General features: G+C 62.2%; 16 protein-coding genes. 9 read left to right on the top strand and 7 right to left on the bottom strand.

The features are described 5' to 3' along the window. Positions 1 to 4: 4 nt before the first annotated feature. Positions 5 to 919, bottom strand: a complete 915-nt coding sequence (gene metF / locus B5526_RS14280) for a methylenetetrahydrofolate reductase [NAD(P)H] (RefSeq protein WP_079538897.1) — start codon at positions 917 to 919, stop codon at positions 5 to 7. A gap of 405 nt (positions 920 to 1,324) precedes the next feature. Here metF and B5526_RS14275 point away from each other — a divergent pair, with 405 nt between their 5' ends. Then, positions 1,325 to 2,344, top strand: a complete 1,020-nt coding sequence (locus tag B5526_RS14275; protein ID WP_079538895.1) for an LLM class flavin-dependent oxidoreductase — start codon at positions 1,325 to 1,327, stop codon at positions 2,342 to 2,344. A gap of 138 nt (positions 2,345 to 2,482) precedes the next feature. On the opposite strand, the gene B5526_RS14270 is transcribed toward B5526_RS14275, so the two are convergent. Further along, positions 2,483 to 3,355, bottom strand: coding sequence for a prephenate dehydratase (locus B5526_RS14270; RefSeq protein WP_079538893.1), 873 nt, complete (start codon positions 3,353 to 3,355; stop codon positions 2,483 to 2,485). Between the two features lie 173 nt (positions 3,356 to 3,528). Beyond that, positions 3,529 to 4,281 (bottom strand): 3-deoxy-manno-octulosonate cytidylyltransferase, encoded by a 753-nt coding sequence (locus tag B5526_RS14265; protein WP_079538892.1) that lies wholly within the window; start codon positions 4,279 to 4,281, stop codon positions 3,529 to 3,531. A gap of 207 nt (positions 4,282 to 4,488) precedes the next feature. On the opposite strand from B5526_RS14265, the gene B5526_RS14260 reads away from it, so the two are divergent. The 6 genes from B5526_RS14260 to B5526_RS14235 all read left to right on the top strand — a co-directional run bounded on the left by B5526_RS14260 (position 4,489) and on the right by B5526_RS14235 (position 13,088). After that, positions 4,489 to 5,037 carry a c-type cytochrome gene (locus B5526_RS14260; protein ID WP_079538890.1) on the top strand — a complete coding sequence of 183 codons (549 nt, stop codon included), beginning with the start codon at positions 4,489 to 4,491 and terminating at the stop codon, positions 5,035 to 5,037. Positions 5,038 to 5,346: 309 nt separating this feature from the next. After that, complete coding sequence (locus B5526_RS14255) at positions 5,347 to 7,245, top strand: extracellular solute-binding protein (protein WP_079538888.1); 1,899 nt, start codon at positions 5,347 to 5,349, stop codon at positions 7,243 to 7,245. A gap of 14 nt (positions 7,246 to 7,259) precedes the next feature. Then, complete coding sequence (locus tag B5526_RS14250; RefSeq protein ID WP_079538886.1) at positions 7,260 to 9,146, top strand: extracellular solute-binding protein; 1,887 nt, start codon at positions 7,260 to 7,262, stop codon at positions 9,144 to 9,146. Positions 9,147 to 9,150: 4 nt separating this feature from the next. After that, complete coding sequence (locus tag B5526_RS14245) at positions 9,151 to 10,263, top strand: microcin C ABC transporter permease YejB (RefSeq protein ID WP_079538884.1); 1,113 nt, start codon at positions 9,151 to 9,153, stop codon at positions 10,261 to 10,263. After that, positions 10,263 to 11,441, top strand: a complete 1,179-nt coding sequence (locus B5526_RS14240) for an ABC transporter permease (protein ID WP_079538882.1) — start codon at positions 10,263 to 10,265, stop codon at positions 11,439 to 11,441. The genes B5526_RS14245 and B5526_RS14240 overlap by 1 nt, the downstream gene beginning before the upstream one ends. A gap of 9 nt (positions 11,442 to 11,450) precedes the next feature. Further along, positions 11,451 to 13,088 carry an ABC transporter ATP-binding protein gene (locus B5526_RS14235; RefSeq protein ID WP_079538880.1) on the top strand — a complete coding sequence of 546 codons (1,638 nt, stop codon included), beginning with the start codon at positions 11,451 to 11,453 and terminating at the stop codon, positions 13,086 to 13,088. 4 nt (positions 13,089 to 13,092) lie between these two features. On the opposite strand, the gene B5526_RS14230 is transcribed toward B5526_RS14235, so the two are convergent. Together B5526_RS14230 and B5526_RS14225 are read right to left on the bottom strand one after the other, a co-directional pair. Next, positions 13,093 to 13,938: an NlpC/P60 family protein gene (locus tag B5526_RS14230; protein ID WP_079538878.1), complete on the bottom strand. Its 846-nt coding sequence runs from the start codon at positions 13,936 to 13,938 to the stop codon at positions 13,093 to 13,095. After that, positions 13,931 to 15,313, bottom strand: a complete 1,383-nt coding sequence (locus B5526_RS14225) for a leucyl aminopeptidase family protein (RefSeq protein WP_079544998.1) — start codon at positions 15,311 to 15,313, stop codon at positions 13,931 to 13,933. Before B5526_RS14225 ends, B5526_RS14230 begins: the two co-directional genes overlap by 8 nt. A 214-nt stretch (positions 15,314 to 15,527) precedes the next feature. On the opposite strand from B5526_RS14225, the gene B5526_RS14220 reads away from it, so the two are divergent. Both B5526_RS14220 and B5526_RS14215 read left to right on the top strand, forming a co-directional pair. Then, the gene (locus B5526_RS14220) at positions 15,528 to 15,722 is read left to right on the top strand and encodes a hypothetical protein (protein ID WP_079538876.1); all 195 of its coding nucleotides are present in this window, start codon (positions 15,528 to 15,530) and stop codon (positions 15,720 to 15,722) included. Between the two features lie 378 nt (positions 15,723 to 16,100). Next, positions 16,101 to 16,859: a tetratricopeptide repeat protein gene (locus B5526_RS14215; protein WP_079544997.1), complete on the top strand. Its 759-nt coding sequence runs from the start codon at positions 16,101 to 16,103 to the stop codon at positions 16,857 to 16,859. 213 nt (positions 16,860 to 17,072) lie between these two features. On the opposite strand, the gene B5526_RS14210 is transcribed toward B5526_RS14215, so the two are convergent. Next, entirely contained in the window at positions 17,073 to 18,047 is a 975-nt protein-coding gene (locus B5526_RS14210; protein WP_079538874.1) for a type II secretion system F family protein, read from the bottom strand. 9 nt (positions 18,048 to 18,056) lie between these two features. Continuing rightward, entirely contained in the window at positions 18,057 to 19,034 is a 978-nt protein-coding gene (locus tag B5526_RS14205) for a type II secretion system F family protein (protein WP_079538872.1), read from the bottom strand. Positions 19,035 to 19,043: the final 9 nt, after the last annotated feature.

Here is a 19,043-nt window from a genome sequence, read left to right as displayed (position 1 = left end):
CGGATCAGGCGGCTTTCTGTGCGCCATTGGGGCGGATGCCCAGCAAATGGCTGATGGCGAAGACGAGGTCCGCGCGGTTCATGGTGTAGAAATGAAAGGTGTCGACGCCGTTCTTGGCGAGCTTTTGCACCTGGCCGGCGGCAACGGTGGCCGCGACCAGCTTGCGGGTTTCGGGATCATCGTCGAGGCCTTCGAATTTCTCCGCCAGCCAGTCCGGCACGCTGGTGCCGGCGCGGGTGACGAAATTGCGGGCCTGCTTGAAATTGTGCATCGGCATGATGCCGGGCACGATCGGAATATCGATGCCGCGGGCACGGACGCGATCGAGATAGCGGAAGTAAATGTCGTTGTCGAAGAAGACCTGGGTGATCGCGCGCGTCGCGCCGGCATCGACTTTTGCCTTGAGGAAATCGATGTCGGCATCGAAGTCAGGGCTTTCCGGGTGTTTTTCGGGATAGGCGGAAACCGAAACCTCGACATCGCCATGCTGCCGCTTGATGCCGGCGACGAGCTCGGCCGAACTGCGATAGCCGTCGGGATGGGTAGAGTAGGGCGTGCCGATGCCGCCGGGCGGGTCGCCGCGCAGTGCTACGATATGGCGGACGCCGACCTCGTGATAGCGGCCGACGATCTCATCGATCTCGCCGCGTGCCGCGCCGACGCAGGTCAGATGGGCGGCCGGCAACAGGTCGGTTTCAGCCAGGATGCGGGCGATGGTGGAATGGGTGCGCTCGCGAGTCGATCCGCCGGCGCCATAGGTCACCGAGACGAAATTGGGCGAAAGCGGCGCGAGACGCTTGATCGTCTCCCACAGGCTGCGCTCCATCTCCTCGGTCTTCGGTGGAAAAAACTCGAACGAGATATCAGGAGTTTTGAACGCGCGGTGTCCATCCGGCGTGGGGGGCGCAACCTCGGTCATGGCAACCACAAACTCCACTCATTCCGGTCAGGCACAGGTCTAGCTGCAGGGCGCTAAAATAAGCCAAATGGCAGGGATCAGACAGCCCATCGGCCGTGGGAAATGGCCCAATATCTGTAGAATATATATAACGTAGGCCGGAAATATCAGGAAGGTGGGCAATATTCTTTGGCCTGGGTTTGCCCTGGAATGTCAGGATATATGCTGTAATTTATGGATTTCTCGTAAAAGGTGATTTGAGTTTGCTTGCGACCTTCAAGTGGGCATGATGCAAGATGATGTCCCCATCTGGATGTCGTCCCACTTGCCATCGTCCGAACCGTCACCCCGCCAGCCGCCGGCGCGGGCCTGATCTGCATGACAGGCATCATTGTCCGCCCGCTATCGTGCATTAACTTAACGCCCATGATCCCGCTTTCCATACTCGACCTCTCCGTCGTCACCACCGGCACCAAGCCCGCGGCCGCCTTGCGCAACAGCATCGATCTGGCGCGCCATGCCGATGCACTCGGCTATGTCCGCTATTGGCTCGCCGAGCATCACAATCTCGCATCGGTTGCAAGCCCCGCGCCCGATTTGATGATCGGGCAGATCGCCGCCGTGACCAAAAACATCCGGGTCGGCTCCGGCGGCGTGATGCTGCCCAACCACGCGCCGCTGGTGGTGGCCGAGCGCTTCAAGATGCTGGAGGCATTGTTTCCCGGCCGTATCGATCTCGGCCTCGGCCGCGCCCCGGGCACCGATGGCGCCACAGCCTATGCGCTGCGCAGCCGGCTCGACCGCCGTGAGGGCGACGACTTTCTCGAACGGTTGCATGAACTGATCTTGTGGGAGACCCGCGATTTCCCGCCAAACCATCCCTACAACAACGTGGTGGCGATGCCGGACGACACGCCGCTGCCGCCGATCTGGCTGCTCGGCTCCAGCGATTATAGCTCCGAGCTCGCCGCGCAAGTCGGGATGGGTTTTGCGTTCGCGCATCATTTTGCGTCGTTCGATGCGGTTGACGCGCTGACAAATTATCGCGCGCATTTCAAGCCGTCGGCCTGGCGCGCGACACCGTATGGCATTCTGGCCGTGGCCGTGGTCGCGGCCGAAACCGATGCGGAAGCTGAGCGGCTGGCGTCGTCGATGGATCTCAACCGTCTGCGCCGGGATCGCGGCCAGTACACGCCGCTGCCGAGCGTCGAGGAGGCTCTCGCCTATCCCTACACCGACAGCGAACGCGCCTCGATCGCCCGCAACCGCTCACGGCTGTTCGTCGGCAGCCCCGCAACCGTGATGCAAAAGCTGCAGCCGATGATCACGGCAAGCCAGGCCGATGAGCTCATGGTTATCACCGCCGTCTACGATCACGACGCCCGCAAGAAATCCTATAGTCTCTTGGCGGACGCATTCGGGTTAGACAAGAAGGCCGCGGCGTAAAATTCGTCGTCCCTGCGAAAGCAGGGACCCATAACCACCGGCGTTAATTTTGCGGAATGTGTCGACCACACTGCCTTGTAGATAAATCACGCGGTATGGGTCCCTGCTTTCGCAGGGACGACATGGTGATGTGGCTCTTTAATCCTGCTTCTCGCTAAACGTCGCGCGGAAGGGATGGCCGGGATAGACGCCGACGATCCGAAATTCACGCGAGAAGAATTTCAACTCCTCCAGCGCGAACGCGAGCCCGCGGTCGTCGGGATGGCCGTCGACGTCGGCATAAAACTGCGTGGCGAAGAAATTGCCGTCGACCATGTAGCTTTCGAGTTTTGTCATGTTGACGCCGTTGGTGGCAAAGCCGCCGAGCGCCTTGTAGAGCGCGGCGGGCAGGTTGCGCACCCGGAAAACAAAAGTGGTGACCAGCGGCCCCGAGCCCTGTTTGGCCCAGTTCGCCTCGCGCGCGAGCACCACGAAGCGCGTGGTGTTGTGGGTCTCGTCCTCGACGTCAGCCGAGAGGATATCGAGGCCGTAGATGTCGGCCGCGAGCTTTGAGGCAATGGCGGCCGCACTCTTGTCGCCGCGTTCCGCGATATCCCGCGCACTGCCGGCGGTATCGGCCGCCACGATCGGCTTGATGTTAAGCTTGCGGATGATGCGGCGGCATTGCCCGAGCGCGTGGACGTGGCTCTCGACCGTCTTGATGTCGGCAAGTTTGGCGCCGCGCGGCGCCATCAATTGATGTCGGATCGGCAGGAACCATTCGCCGACGATGAACAGGCCCGAAGCCGGCAACAGATGATGGATATCGGCGACCCGGCCGGCGACCGAGTTCTCGATCGGGATCATGCCTAGATCGGCTTCGCCGGAGGTGATCGCGGCCAGCGCATCCTCGAAGGTGGCGCAGGCCAGAGGCTCGGCGTCGGGATAGGCGTCGGCAATGGCGATATGGGAATTTGCCCCGGGCTCGCCCTGGAATGCGATTTTCTTAAGTCTGGTCGTTGCTTTGGTCATGGCGCGCCTTTTACCAGCCGCTTAGGTTTTGGCCAGTGCCGCCGATTTGAAGTTCCTGCAGTGTTTGCCGCGAGTCCACCCCGGGAACTTCAAATCGATAAGCGGCACTGGAAACCAATATTTGCTAGCGCCCCTCTTTGTTTCCGAAGTTCGTATAGTGGGGCCGCGAGGGTTTACGAACTTCGGAAACGGGGCGCTAGTAGCTGACGCGCGGTTTCGAGATCGGCCGGCGTATCGACGCCGCGCGGCACCGTCTCGACCAGGGTGATATCGATGCGCATGCCGGCTTCGAGCGCCCGCAGCTGCTCGAGCTTCTCCTGCTTCTCGAGAGGAGACGGCGGTAGCGCTACAAAACGCTGCAGGGCCGCGCGGCGGTAGGCATAGAGGCCGATATGATGGTAGCGCGGCCCGTCGCCGTAAGGCGCGGTCGCGCGGGTAAAGTAGAGCGCGCGCAGTCGCCCGGGGCTCACGGGCGAGCCGATCGCCTTTACCACGCTCGGGGCGGTGTCCTCTTCCTCGGTATGGATTTCGGCGGCAAGCGTCGCGATATCGACCGCGGGGTCGGCGAGCGGGCCGAGCACGCTTCTGATGTTTTCAGGCGAAATGGTCGGGAAATCGCCCTGCAGGTTGACGACGATTTCGGCCTCACCCCTCGGATCGAGCTTGCCAAGCGCCTCGTAGATCCGGTCCGAGCCGGAAGGGTGGTCGCCGTGCGTCATGACCGCTTCGCCGCCACGGGCGGTGACCGCCGCCGCGATTTCGGGCGTGTCGGTCGCGACCGCCACGCGGCCGATTTTGGCGGCCTCGGCCCGGCGCAGCACATGGACGATCATCGGCACGCCGGCGATATCCAATAGCGGCTTGCCGGGCAGGCGGGTCGCCGCCATGCGGGCGGGAATCAGCACCAAAGTGCGCTTTTCTGGCATCAGAATGAGGTCTGGACCCGGTTGATAACACGGTTGGAATGATGGGGATCAGGCGAAAGCCGGCGCATTTATACGGGTTGCCAGAGCACGGGCAAACCGATATCTGATCGTGGCTCGGGTGCGGTGCGAAAGCTTTAATCCTGATGCATCCGCGGCCGTTTCCCTCCGGCCTAAAGTCGACATTTCCGGCCTGGAGCCTGACCGAATATGGACTCCTTCGAACTCAATAAAATTCTCGGTGCTATTCTCGCCACCTGCCTTGTTCTGTTGGTGACGAGCTTCACCGCCCAGGCGTTGTTCGCCCCCAAGATGCCGGAAAAGCCAGGCTTCGAGATCGCCGTCAAGGAAGAGGCGCCCGCCGGTGGCAAGGAGGCCGCACCTGCGCCGTCCGAGCCGATCGAGAAGCTGTTGCAGACCGCCTCCGTCGAAAAGGGCGCCGCCGCGGCCAAGAAATGCGCCGCCTGCCACACCTTCGAGAAGGGCGGCCCGAATCGGGTCGGTCCGAACCTTTACGGGATCGTCGGCGACAAGAAGGGCGAGGGACGCGGGTTCAATTTCTCGGCCGCCATGAAGGCCAAGGGCGGTGAATGGACCTATGACGACCTCAACCAGTTCATCGCCAACCCCAAGGGCTATGTTCCGGGCACCGCGATGGGTTTTGCCGGCATCCAGAAGGACAGCGAGCGCGCCGACGTGATCGACTATCTGCACACGCTTGCGGATAATCCGGTTCCGCTGCCGACGGCGTCGAAGTAACGGCCTCCGGCCGGAATGATCTTCTGCTGCAAACGGCCGGGCATCGCCTGGCCGTTTTGCTATCAGGTCACGCGCATGATCCGCCAAAGTGTGAGCGGTTTGGCGGTAAGATCATGCGCTTTTATAAGTTGGAGCGCGACCGGACGCAAAACCGGTACCCACTTTTGCTGGTCGCGCCCGCGTTATCGGGACGTTTCGCCGCACCGGCGCTCCGAGCGGGCTAGTATCATGAGGAAAAAGCAACTTAACCTGTCGAACCCTTGCCTTATATTGCGTCCTCAATAGCGCGGTACCAACAGGAACTCCCATTTGGCAATTACCCGACGACAGCTTCTTCAGAGTGGAACCCTTGCCGCCGCAGCCCCGGTCTTGGGAGTTTCGACCGGCCTCCCGGCGACAAGCCCCGCGGCGGCGCAGGCCGCGACTAGCGAACCGGCCTGGCGGCACGCGCTGTCGCTGTTCGGCGACATCAAATATCCCGCCGACTTCAAGCGCTTCGATTACGTCAATCCGGACGCCCCCAAGGGCGGCGTCGCCCGCATGATCTCGCTCGGCACCTTCGACAATTTCAACATCGCGGTTGCCGGCGTCAAAGGCTCGATCGCGCCGGCCGCCGCCCTGATCTACGAAGAGCTGATGGCGAAGTCGCAGGACGAGATCGTCACCGAATATGGCCTATTGGCGGAAGCCGCTTCCCATCCCGACGATTTCGCCTGGGTGACCTACCGGCTTCGCAAGGAGGCGCGCTGGCATGACGGCCAGCCGGTGACACCCGAGGACGTGATTTTCTCGATCGAGGCGCTGAAGAAATACAGCCCGATGTACGGCTCGTATTATCGTCACGTCGTGAAATACGAGAAGATCGGCGAGCGCGATATAAAATTCACTTTCGATGCTCCGGGAAACCGCGAACTGCCGACCATCGTCGGCGAATTGCCGGTATTGCCGAAGCATTATTGGGAAGGCACCGACAGCCAGGGCCGCAAGCGCGATATCTCGGCGACCACGCTGGAGCCGCCGTTGGGGTCCGGCCCCTACCGCATCAAACAGTTCGTCGCCGGCCGGTCGGTCGTGCTGGAGCGGGTCAAGGATTACTGGGGCGAGAAGCTGCCGGTACGGATCGGCGAGAACAATTTCGACGAGATGCGCTATGAGTTTTTCCGCGACAACACCGTAGCGCTCGAAGCGTTCAAGGCCGACCAGGCCGATTGGATCACCGAGAATTCGGCGAAGCAATGGGCGACCGCTTATGATTTTCCGGCGGTCACCGAAAAGCGCGTCGTCATGGAAGAATTCCCGATCAACGATTCGGGCCGTATGCAGGGTTTCGTGCTCAACCTGCGCCGCGACCAGTTCAAGGATGCGCGGCTGCGCCGGGCGTTCAACTATGCTTACGATTTCGAGGAGATGAACAAGCAACTGTTCTATGGCCAATACAAACGCATCAACAGCTATTTCGAGGGAACGGAGCTGGCTGCAAAGGGACTGCCGGAGGGGCAGGAATTGGAGATCCTCGAGACCGTGCGCGACAAGGTGCCACCGGAAGTTTTCACGACCCCCTATCAGAATCCGGTCGGCGGCAATCCGGAAGCGGTGCGGGCCAATTTGCGGGAGAGCATGCGGCTTTTGAAAGAGGCCGGCTACGAGATCCGCGACCGCAAATTGGTGGATGCGGCAGGCAAGCCGTTCACCGTCGAGATTTTGGTTCAGGACCCGTCCGCCGAACGGATCGCGCTGTTCTACAAGCCGTCATTGGAACGCATCGGCGTCACCACCTCGATCCGCGTCGTCGACGACGCGCAGTATGAAAACCGGCTGCGCAGCTTCGATTTCGATATCATCACCGATGTCTGGGGCGAGTCGCTGTCGCCCGGCAACGAGCAGCGCGAGTTCTGGGGATCGCAGACCGCCGACCAGCCCGGCGCGAAAAACACCATCGGCATCAAGAATCCCGCCGTCGATGCGCTGATCGACAAGGTCATCTTCGCCAAGGGCCGCGCCGACCTCGTGGCCGCGACCAAAGCGCTCGACCGTGTGCTGTTGTGGAATTTCTATGTCGTGCCGCAATTCACCTATGGCTTTTCGCGCTATGCGCGCTGGGATCGCTTCAGCCACGCCGAGCCGCTGCCGAAATATGGCCGTTCCGGTCTGCCGTCATTGTGGTGGTACGACGCCGACAAGGCTGCCAGGATCGGCAAGCGGTCTTGAGGGATTTTTCGCGCATGGCGCTGTTCTCCCGCCGGCATGTGCTCGGTCTCGGAATTGGCGCGCTGAGCGCACCCCTGCTGCGGCCCGCAAGAGCGGCGGAGGAGTTTGGCGCCGAGGTTCATGGGCTATCGGTGTTCGGCGACCTGAAATATCCGGCGGATTTCCATCATCTCGACTATGTGAATCTCGCCGCGCCGAAAGGCGGGACGTTTTCGACGATTCCCTCGGTCCGCTCGTATAATCAGTCCTACTTTACGTTCAATTCGCTCAACGCCTTCATCCTGAAGGGCGAAGGCGCGCAGGGCATGGACCTCACTTTTGCGACGCTGATGGCGCGCGCGGGTGACGAGCCGGACGCGGTGTACGGCCTTGCGGCGAAGTCGGCGCAGATTTCCGCGGACAAACTGACCTACAAATTTGCGCTGCGGCCGCAGGCCAGTTTTCACGACGGTTCGAAACTGACCGCGCATGACGTCGCTTTTTCGTTCACGACGCTGAAAGCAAAGGGCCATCCGCTCGTCATCGTGCAGTTGCGCGATATGGTGAAGGCCGAAGCGCTCGACGATATGACGGTGGCCGTCACCTTCGCGGACAAACGCGGGCGCGATGTGCCGCTCTATGTCGCGACCTTGCCGATTTTCTCGAAGGCTTATTATGCGACGCGTCCGTTTGACGAATCGACGCTGGATCCGCCGTTGGGGTCGGGACCTTACAAGGTCGGAAAATTCGAAGCCAACCGCTACATCGAATACGATCGGGTCAAGGATTGGTGGGGAGCCGATCTGCCGGTCAGCCGCGGCGTCTACAATTTCGATACCGTTCGCTACGAATTCTACCGCGACCGCGATGTCGCCTTCGAGGGATTTAGCGGCAAGAGCTATCTGTTCCGCGAAGAATTTACCGCGCGGATTTGGGCGACGCGCTACGACTTCCCCGCCATCAAGGATGGCCGCGTCAAGCGCGAAGTCTTGCCGGATCAGTCGCCGGCGGGTGCGCAGGGCTGGTTCATGAATACGCGCCGCGCGCAGTTCAAGGACCCGCGCGTGCGCGAAGCGCTGATCCAGGCGTTCGATTTCGAATGGACCAACAAGACGATTATGTACGGCGCCTATGCGCGCACCCAATCGCTGTTTCAGAATTCGGACATGGTGGCGAACGGGCCACCGTCGCCCGAAGAGCTCAGGCTGCTCGAGCCGTTTCGCGGCCAGGTGCCGGACGAGGTGTTCGGTCCGCCTTTCGTGCCGCCGGTGTCGGATGGGTCGGGGCAGGATCGCGCCTTGCTGCGCAAGGCCTCGCAACTGCTCAACGAGGCCGGACTCGTCATCAAGGACGGCAAGCGATTGCTGCCGAACGGCGAGGTCTTCAGGCTGGAATTTCTGCTCGACGAGCCTTCGTTCCAACCGCACCATGCACCTTTCATCAAGAATCTCGGCACGCTCGGGATCGACGCCAGCCTGCGGCTGGTCGACGCCGTGCAATACCGTGCCAGGGTTGAGGATTTCGACTTCGATATGACCACCGAGCGCCTCGGCATCGCGGCGACGCCGGGGGACTCGATGCGTCCGACCTTCTCGTCGCAGGCTGCCGCTACCAAAGGCTCGTACAATCTGGCCGGCATCGCCGATCCAGCCATCGATGCGTTGATCGAGAAGATTCTGGCCGCCGACACCCGCGCCGACCTGACGACCGCCTGTCGCGCTTTCGACCGGGTGTTCCGCGCCGGGCGGTATTGGGTGCCGCATTGGTATCGCGCCAATCACCCGGTGGCCTATTGGGATGTGTTCGGTCATCCCGAGACCTTGCCGCGCTATCAGATCGACAATTATTCGTCGAGCGTCGGCGAGCGCATTCTGTGGTGGTACGATGCCGCCAAAGCGGCCAAGCTCGAGCAGGCTAAATAATTTCATGAGCGCCTATATCGCCCGCCGCATTCTGCTGATGATCCCGACGCTGTTGGGGATCCTGTTCGTCTCCTTTGCCGTGGTGCAATTCGCGCCGGGCGGGCCGGTGGAGCGGGTGATCGCGCAGCTTTCCGGCGCCGATACCGGCGGCGTTTCGCGGATTTCGGGTTCATCCGGCGGCGATTTCGGTGCGCGCGGCCAGCAGGTGGGCGCATCCGCCGACGTCGTCAGCTCGAAATATCGCGGCGCCCAGGGGCTCGACCCCGACTTCATCAAGAGCCTGGAAAAGCAGTTCGGCTTCGACAAGCCGGCGCCGGAACGTTTTGCGTTGATGGTATGGAATTTTGCACGATTCGATTTCGGCAAGAGCTACTTTCGTGACGTCAGCGTGCTGCAACTGATCAAGGAGAAGCTGCCGGTCTCGATCTCGCTCGGCATCTGGATGACGCTTCTGACCTACCTGATCTCGATCCCGCTCGGCATCCGCAAGGCGGTAGCGGACGGCTCGAAGTTCGATACCTGGACCTCGGCGGTGATCATCGTCGGATTCGCCATCCCCGGATTTTTGTTCGCGATCCTGTTGATCATCCTGTTCGCCGGCGGTTCGTTCTTCAACATCTTCCCGCTGCGCGGCTTGACCTCAGACGGCTGGTCGCAATTTCCCTGGTACTGGAAGATCCTCGATTATTTCTGGCACATCACCTTGCCGCTGATCTCGATGGCGCTGGGCGCCTTCGCCACCATGACGCTTTTGACCAAGAATTCGTTCCTCGACGAGATACGCAAGCAATATGTGATGACCGCGCGCGCCAAGGGCTGCAGCGAGCGGCAGGTGCTCTACAATCACATCTTCCGCAACGCCATGCTGATCGTGATCGCCGGCTTCCCCGGCGCGTTCATCAGCGCGTTCTTTTCCGGCTCGCTCCTGATCGAAACCATCTTCTCGCTCGATGGGCTCGGCCTGCTCGGTTTCGAGAGCGTGCTCAATCGTGACTATCCCGTCGTGTTCGGGACGCTGTTCATCTTCTCGCTCATCGGCCTTGTGGTCAATCTGATCTCCGACCTCACCTACATGTGGATCGATCCGCGGATCGATTTCGAGGCGCGGGAGGTCTGATGACGATCACCGCAATCCCGCCGGTCGAAACCAAGACGCCGACGCCGCTCGGCCAAGCCGTGCCGGTCACGCGCCATGCGTTCGCCCCGTCGCCGCTCAATCAGCGCCGCTGGCAGAATTTCAAGGCGAACCGCCGGGGTTATTGGTCGCTCTGGATTTTCCTGATCCTGTTCTTCGTGTCGCTGTTTGCCGAATTGATCGCGAACGATCGTCCGTTCCTGATCAAATTCGACGGACATCTGTATTTTCCGGCGTTTGTTTCTTATTCCGAGACCACTTTTGGCGGCGATTTCGAGACCGCCGCCGATTACCGCGATCCCTATCTGCAGAAGCTGATCAAGGACAAGGGCGGCTTCATCGTCTGGCCGCTGATCCGCTATTCCTACGACACCCACAATCTCGATCTGCCGACGCCGGCGCCGTCAAAGCCTACCTGGATGCTGACGGAGGCCGAATGCAAGGAAGTGGTGCAGAAGAAGGGCCTGAACAGCTGCCGCGATCTCGAATATAACTGGCTCGGCACCGACGATCAGGGCCGCGACGTGGTGGCGCGGCTGATTTACGGCTTCCGCATCTCGGTGCTGTTCGGGCTCACGCTCACCATCCTCTCCTCGATCATCGGGGTTGCCGCCGGCGGCGTGCAGGGCTATTTCGGCGGCTGGATCGATCTCCTATTCCAGCGCTTCATCGAAATCTGGAATGCGATTCCCTACCTCTATCTGCTTTTGATCATATCGGCGGTTTTGCCGCCGGGCTTCTTTATCCTGCTCGGCATCCTGCTGTTGTTTTCCTGGGTGTCGCTGGTTGGCCTCGTGCGCGCGGAATTCCTGCGCGGGCGCAATTTCGAATATATCCAGGCCGCGCGCGCGCTCGGCGTCTCCAATGCCGTGATCATGTTCCGCCATCTGTTGCCGAACGCCATGGTCGCGACCATGACGTTCCTGCCCTTCATCGTGTCGCACTCGGTGATGACGCTGACGGCGCTCGACTTTTTGGGCTTCGGATTGCCGCCGGGCTCGCCGTCGCTCGGCGAGTTGCTGTCGCAGGGCAAGGCCAACGTCCAGGCGCCATGGCTCGGTTTTACCGGCTTCTTCGCGGTCGCGATCATGCTGTCGCTCTTGATCTTCATCGGCGAAGCCGTGCGCGACGCCTTCGATCCGCGCAAGACGTTCAGGTAGGCGCCGCCCATGGACGCGATCAACCAGCCGCTGCTCGATGTCAGGGATTTGTCGGTGGCGTTCCATCAGCCGAGCGGTACTTCCGTCGCGGTCGATCATATTTCCTTTGAGATCAAGCGCGGCGAGTGCGTGGCGTTGGTCGGCGAATCCGGCTCCGGAAAATCCGTCAGCGCCTTGTCGATCCTGAAGCTGTTGCCGTATCCGACCGCGTCGCATCCCTCGGGGAGCATCCGCTTCCAGGGCCGCGAATTGCTCGGCCTGTCGGAGCGCGAGATGCGCGGCATTCGCGGCAACGACATTTCGATCATCTTCCAGGAGCCGATGACCTCGCTCAACCCGTTGCATACGATCGAGCAGCAGATCAGCGAGATCCTGCAGCTGCACAATCCGATCAGCGGCGCGAAGGCACGGGCGCGAACGCTCGAGCTGCTCACGCAAGTCGGGATTCCCGAACCGGAGACGCGGCTGCAAAGCTATCCGCATCAATTGTCCGGCGGTCAGCGCCAGCGCGTCATGATCGCGATGGCGCTCGCCAACGAGCCGGATCTTCTGATCGCGGACGAGCCGACCACCGCGCTCGACGTCACCGTGCAGGCGCAAATCCTGACGCTGCTCGCGGAAATTCGCACCCGCCTCGGCATGAGCATGCTGTTCATCACCCACGATCTCGGCATCGTGCGCCGGATCGCGGACGTGGTCTGCGTCATGAACGGCGGCAAGATCGTCGAGCAGGGGCCGGTCGAACAGGTTTTCACCGCGCCGAAACATCCCTACACACGCGATCTCCTCGCGGCCGAGCCGAAACCCGATCCCGCGCCGCCGCAGCCGGATTCCCCCGTCGTGATATCGGCAAGCGACCTGAAAGTCTGGTTTCCGGTCAGGCGCGGGCTGCTCCGCTCGGCCGTCGGCTTCATCAAGGCGGTCGACGGCGTCACGCTGTCGGTGCGCAAGGGCGAGACGCTCGGCGTCGTCGGCGAATCCGGTTCCGGCAAGACCACGCTGGGGCTCGCGCTGTTGCGGCTGATCACCTCCCTCGGCCCGATCGTGTTTCTCGGCAAAAATATCCAGGGCCTGCGTTTCAAGGAGATGCGGCCGTTCCGCCGCGACATGCAGATCGTGTTCCAGGATCCGTTCGGCGCGCTGAGCCCACGGATGCCGGTCGGCGACATCGTCGCCGAAGGACTCAGCGTGCATCAGAGCGGGCTGTCACGGGAGGAGCGCGAGGCGCGGGTGATCAAGGCGCTCAGAGATGTCGGCCTCGATCCGGCGACGCGGTTTCGTTATCCGCATGAATTCTCCGGCGGCCAGCGCCAACGCATCTCAATCGCGCGCGCGGTGGTGCTGGAGCCGAATTTCATCGTGCTGGACGAGCCGACCAGCGCGCTCGACATGCTGTTCCAGGCGCAAATGGTGGATCTGCTGCGCGAATTGCAGCGCAAGCGCGACCTGACCTACATGTTCATCTCGCACGATCTGCGCGTGGTTGCTTCGCTGGCAAGCCATCTGATCGTGATGCGGGACGGCAAGGTGGTGGAGGAGGGTCCGGCGTCGGAACTGTTCAAGTCGCCGCAGACCGACTACACCCGCGCGCTGTTTGCCGCCGCATTCCGGCTCGAGGCCGCGCCGGGCGACGTCGTCGCCGAATAGCGCTTCACGCCAAACGCTTGATGGACGTGACCTCGCTGCCCGCTTTCCTGATGCGCGCGATGGCTTCGCCGGTACTCTCGATCACGGTTGCCATGTGATGTGCGTTGGCGTGGACGATGGTCTCGGCATCGCGCACGATGGCGACGTGGCCCTTCCAGAAAATCAGGTCGCCGCGCTGCAATTTTTTTGACTCGGCCGGATCGAGCGTTCTGCCTAGTCCGTCCTGCTGCATGTCGCTGTCGCGCGGGCAGCCAGTACCCCCCGCGGTCAGCGATACCTGGACCAGGCCGGAGCAATCGATCCCCAGACTCGTCTTGCCGCCCCACAAATACGGCGTGCCGACAAAGCGTTCGGCGACCGCGACGAAATCTTTCTCAGGATGGCCGATGCTGCCGACATGCTGCCGCGGCAGGTACCAGCCCTCACTCGTCACCGCGAAAGAACCGTCTTCGCGCGCAACCGTCACCAAGGCGCCCATCGCAAGCGTATCGAGCGGCGGCAGTTTTATGGAGGGACCCGGAAAGGCAAATGTCCGCAAGCTCGTGATCTGGTGCGTCGGCCTGCCGCCGGGTTTTGCCAGCGCGCGGTCGGGAAGCCAGCCGACATAGCCATCGCTGTTCAACTGGCCCCACGCATAACCTTCGCCGTTGCGGTCGTAGATGGTGACGTGCTCGCCTTTCAGCGCCTGCGTCAACAGCGTGGCATCGGAGGACGGCGCCTCGCGCAACGGCGCGAGCGCATCGGCAATCTCGAATTCCTCACCCTCGACAAAGCGCGCCGCCTTGACTTTGCCCTCCAGATATTTGGCGGCGAGGTCGCCCCTCGCCGGCGTCAGGCGCGGATCATCCATAGCGTTTGCTCAATAGTTTGTAGAGCGCGCGCGCAGCCTGGCATTCGCCGCCCTCGGGGCGCGCCGGCTTTGCCGACGGCGTCCAGCCATAGATATCGAGATGCAGCCAGCTCTTGGCATCCTCGACAAAGCGCTGCAGGAAGAGCGCGCAGGTGATCGAGCCGGCGAAGGTGCCCGACGGCGCGTTGTTGAGGTTTGCGACTTTCGAATCGAGCCAGGTGTCGTAGGCCGGCCACAGCGGCATTCGCCACAAAGGATCGTTCTCCTGTTTCGCGCAAGCCGCGAGATCTGCGGCCATCGTCTCATCATCGGTGTAAAAGGGCGGTAAATCCGGCCCCAGCGCCACCCGCGCCGCGCCGGTCAGGGTGCCCATATCGACCAGCAGATCGGGCTTTTCCTCATCCGCCAGCGCCAGCGCGTCGGCCAGGATCAGGCGGCCTTCGGCGTCGGTGTTGCCGATTTCGACGGTCAGGCCCTTGCGCGAGGGGAAGATGTCGAGCGGGCGGAAGGCATTGCCGGCGACCGCGTTCTCGACCGCGGGGATCAGGACGCGCAGGCGCACTTTGAGGTTTGCGTCCATCACCATCTGGGCCAGCGCCAGCACATTGGCGGCGCCGCCCATATCCTTCTTCATGATCAGCATGCCGCTGGAGGGCTTTAAGTCGAGCCCGCCGGTATCGAAGCAGACGCCCTTGCCGACCAGCGTCACCTTGGGGTGGGCCGGATCGCCCCAGCTGAAATCGATCAGCCGGGGCGCGCGCGACGACGCCATCCCGACCGCATGGATCAGCGGAAAATTCTGCCGGATCAGCTCGTCGCCGACGATGCAGTTGAAATTGGCGCCGAAGCGCTTTGCCAGTTGCTCCGCAGCCTGCGCCAATTCCTCGGGCCCCATGTCGTTCGATGGCGTATTGATGAGATCGCGGGCGAGACAGGCGGCGTCCGCCATCCGCGTGATATCGGTGGCGTCAATGCCATCCGGCGGCACCAGTCTGACCTCAGGCGCCTCCGTCTTGCGGTAGCGGCCGAAGCGGTAGGCGCCGAGCGCAAAGGCAAGTGCGGCAAGCCGCGTGTCGTGGGGCGCGTTGGCAAAGCGGTAGATGCCGGGCGGCAGCAGGCCGGGCAGCGAACCGGGCCGGAACAGGTCGCGGGATTTGGCGGTCGCGTCCTCGAGGCCGAACAGAACCTGCGCAATTTTTCCGCCCGCTGACGGCAGCGTGAGGCACGCGCCGGGTTTGGCGGCAAAGCCATTGTCCAGCGCGAACTGGCGGGCCTCGAGGGGAAGCCCGGCGCAGATCTCCACCCATGTCGCCTTGGTCGCGAACAGGATCGGGATCGAAGATGCGGCGGGGGCGGTTTCGAACACGGAAGGCATGCGGTTCTCGATCTTCAATTGGAGGCAGGGCAGGGGCGGAATTGGCGCAACGGGTCAACTGGCGAGAGCTTGCAGCTTTTTTGCGGCACCGCAATCGCTTGGTGCAGCATGCTGCCGCCCACTACACGCCGCCTGGGGATCGTGATAGGCTCTGCATGCCCAAAAATCCGGTATTCAAAATCGGAAATCTCATTTTTTCGAAACGAGGAACGTCGTGTGGGACATCGTTGTTTCCATCGGTCACGCGATTGAGCAGATATTGATCTACGTGGAAACCCATCACTGGATTTTCGGATTTCTGGCCGGGGGGTATATTTTCTACCTTCACGACCGGGCCGTTCACGCCCGCTTCGATGCGCTCGACAGGCGTGTTGATGAGATCAGGAAACGCCTCGCCATCGAATATTGACCGGCTGGGTTGAAGCCGGCGGCTGGCTTACCCTCTCCCCTTGTGGGAGAGGGTGCCGAGCGAAGCGAGGCGGGTGAGGGGTTCTCACCGCGGATACAGACCCCTCAACCGTCGCGGACCGCGCATAGCCGATGCAAAGCATCGGCGTCCTATTAAAGAACGGCGGCCAAAGGCCGCCTATGACCACCTTCTCCACGAGGGGAGAAGGGAAGAACGCCTCCGGCTGCCGCCGCATGCGGCAATTAACCAGCCATTAGGGTTAACAGTCTATTGCTGGCGCGTTCGGCTCGATCAATTTGCCCGAAATCGTGAGCTAAAGTGCCCATTCCTCTCAAGTGCAGCCTTGCCCGGCTTCTCGCCTCCGCGGCCGTGACGGCGATGTTGGCCGCGGGCCTTGGCGGCTGCCAAACCATGTCCGACATCACGGGATCGATCACGTCCAAGGCCGACGCCAACCCGAGCCCCGATGCCGAGCCGCGCCGCGCGGTGGATGCCTACGGCGAGCGCTATCGCGCCAATCCCAGGGATGCCGAGGCTGCGCTCGCCTATGGACAGGCGCTGCGCGCCACCGGGCAGCGCTCCCAGGCCGCCGCCGTGCTCGAGCAAGCCACCATCGCCCATCCCGGCAACCGGGCGCTGCTCGCCGCCTGGGGCCGGGCGCTCGCCGATAACGGTAATTTCCAGCAGGCATTCGACGTGCTGAGCCGCGCCCATACCCCGGACAATCCCGACTGGCGAATCCTGTCGGTACAGGGCACCACGCTCGATCAAATGGGCCGCCATGACGAGGCGCGCCGCTATTACGCCAGCGCGCTCAAGATCGTGCCCGACGAGCCGTCGGTGCTATCCAATCTCGGCCTCTCCTACATGCTCTCCAGGGATTTGCCGAAAGCCGAAGAGACGCTGCGGCAGGCTTATGCCAGCAAGGGTGCGGATGCGCGGGTACGGCAGAATCTCGGTCTGGTGGTCGGCTTGCAGGGCCGCTTCAGCGAGGCCGAAGGCATCGTCAAGGCCGATCTGCCGCCGGAGGAGGCGACCGCCAACGTCGCTTATCTCAAGGAGATGCTGAGCCACAAGGACAGTCCGCGCGGCCGCGCCGCGGCGGTCCCGATCGCAGCCCTCAGCCACGCTGAGTAAGGGATTCGAAGCTGTCATCACCCGCGAAGGCGGGTGATCCAGTATTCCAGAGACGCCGATGATGAAATCATACGCCGCGGCGTACTGGATCGCCCGGTCATAGGCGAGCGGAAGCGACGCCGTCCTTCGGACGGCTATGCCGGGCGACGACAGCATCGTGCGAGGAAATTTCGGCGAAGATGCCGCCGCTCTAGCCAACCGCCGCCGCCAGGTTCACTGCAGCATCGTGACCTTGATGTAGCTCGGCCCGAGAATGACGATAAACAGGCATGGCAGGAAGAACAGGATCATCGGCACGGTGAGCTTCGGCGGCAGCGCGGCCGCTTTCTTCTCGGCCTCGTTCATGCGCATGTCGCGGTTTTCCTGCGCCATCACGCGCAGGCTCTGGCCGAGCGGCGTTCCGTAACGCTCCGACTGTTGCAGAGCGAGACAGACCGATTTCACGCCCTCGAGCCCGGTGCGCTTCGCCAGATTCTCGTAAGCCACCTTGCGATCCTGCAAGTAGGATAATTCGGCCGTGGTCAGCGTGAATTCCTCCGACAGCGCGATCGACTGCGTCACGATCTCGGTGCTGACTTTACGGAAGGCGGTTTCGATCGACATGCCGGACTCGATGCAGATCAGAAGCAGATCGAGCGCGTCGGGAAACGCGCGCTTGATCGAAAGCTGACGCTTCGAGATCGCGTTCTTCAGGAACAGCATCGGTGCCTGCAGTCCGAAATAGGCCGCGCCGATGCAGATGCCGATCTTGATCGTCATCGGCTTTTCCAAATGCGTAATCACGAACACATACAGCACCGTCGCCAGGAAAAACACGATCGGCGTCACCAGGCGGAAGAACAGGAAAGTGATGTAAGGCGCCTGTCCGCGGTAGCCCGCCATGGTGAGCTTTTCGCGCGCGGCCTCCTGGGCCAGCCATTTTCCGAGGTTGAAGTCCTCCACCACCTTGGAGACGAGCTGCTTCGGCGTCTGGCGCAACGATACCTTCTCGGACTTGTTGAGACGCTCGCGCTCGCGCTGCTTGATACGCTCGCGCTCGCTCGCGACCGCCTTCATCCGCTTCGCCAGGCTTTCGCCGGCAAACAGCGGCATGATCAGCGTGTACGCGGTCGCGCTTACCGCGATGGCGGCGAGCAACATGGTCATGAAATGCGGGTCGTGGAGCTTTGTGATCAGAAAATCAGCCATGGTGCACCGTCAGAAGTCGAAGTTGATCATTTTCTTCATCACCAGGATGCCGATGGACATCCAGGTCACGCAGGCGACCAGCATCAATTGACCGGTCGGATGCGTCCACAGCAGCGCGATGTAGTCGGGCGTGGACATGTAGACGAGCAGCATGACGATCGGCGGCAGCGAGCCGATGATGGACGCGGACGCCTTGGCTTCCATCGACATCGCCTGAATCTTCTCCGCCATCTTCTTGCGGTCGCGCAGCACCTTCGACAAATTGCCCAGGGCTTCCGACAGGTTACCGCCGGACTTTTGCTGGATCGCGATGACGATCCCGAAGAAGTTCGCTTCCGGCACCGGCATCCGCTCGAATAGCCGCGCGCATGCATCGCCGAGCGGCATGCCGATCGCCTGGGTTTCAATGATGGCGTTGAACTCGCTCTTGAGCGGCTCCGGCGCATCGGCCGCGACGACCTTGATCGAGTCAAACAGCGGCAGGCCGGCCTTGATGCCGCGAACGACCACGTCGACGGCATCCGGCAGCGCCTTGAGAAAGTTCTTTTCCCGGCGGTTCTTGAGATAGCTCAGGCCCCAGCGCGGCAGGCCGAAGCCGGCGCCGAAGGCGAGGCCGGCTGCCCCCAATATCCCGCCCCCGGCCACCCACGCCAGCACAAAGGCTGCGGCAGCGAGGATGCCGGAAACGGTCATGAATTTCTGGGTCGACCAGCTGGCGAGGCCGGCTTGCATCAGGCGGACGTTCAGCGAAATCCGCTTTTCCTTCTGACGCCGCGCTTCGAGATCCTTCAGCGTTCCTTCGACCTGCTCGCGGCGCGAACGCTGGGTCTTCTCGGCCTGGCGCGCGGCCGGCTCCGGTTTCCCGATCGACGCACGGCGGCTCTCGGCCTGTTTCTCTCCCGACAGCAGAGGATAGACAAAGACCCAGGCCAGGCCGCCGATCGTGGTGGCCGCGAGAAAGGATAATGCGAGTGTTTGCGTGTTCATGGGCCGCCC

Source organism: Bradyrhizobium lablabi (assembly GCF_900141755.1).
Taxonomy (GTDB): Bacteria; Pseudomonadota; Alphaproteobacteria; order Rhizobiales; family Xanthobacteraceae; genus Bradyrhizobium; species Bradyrhizobium lablabi_A.
Note: the sequence above shows the minus strand (reverse complement) of the source record. Positions and strands in the feature narration are given on the sequence as shown.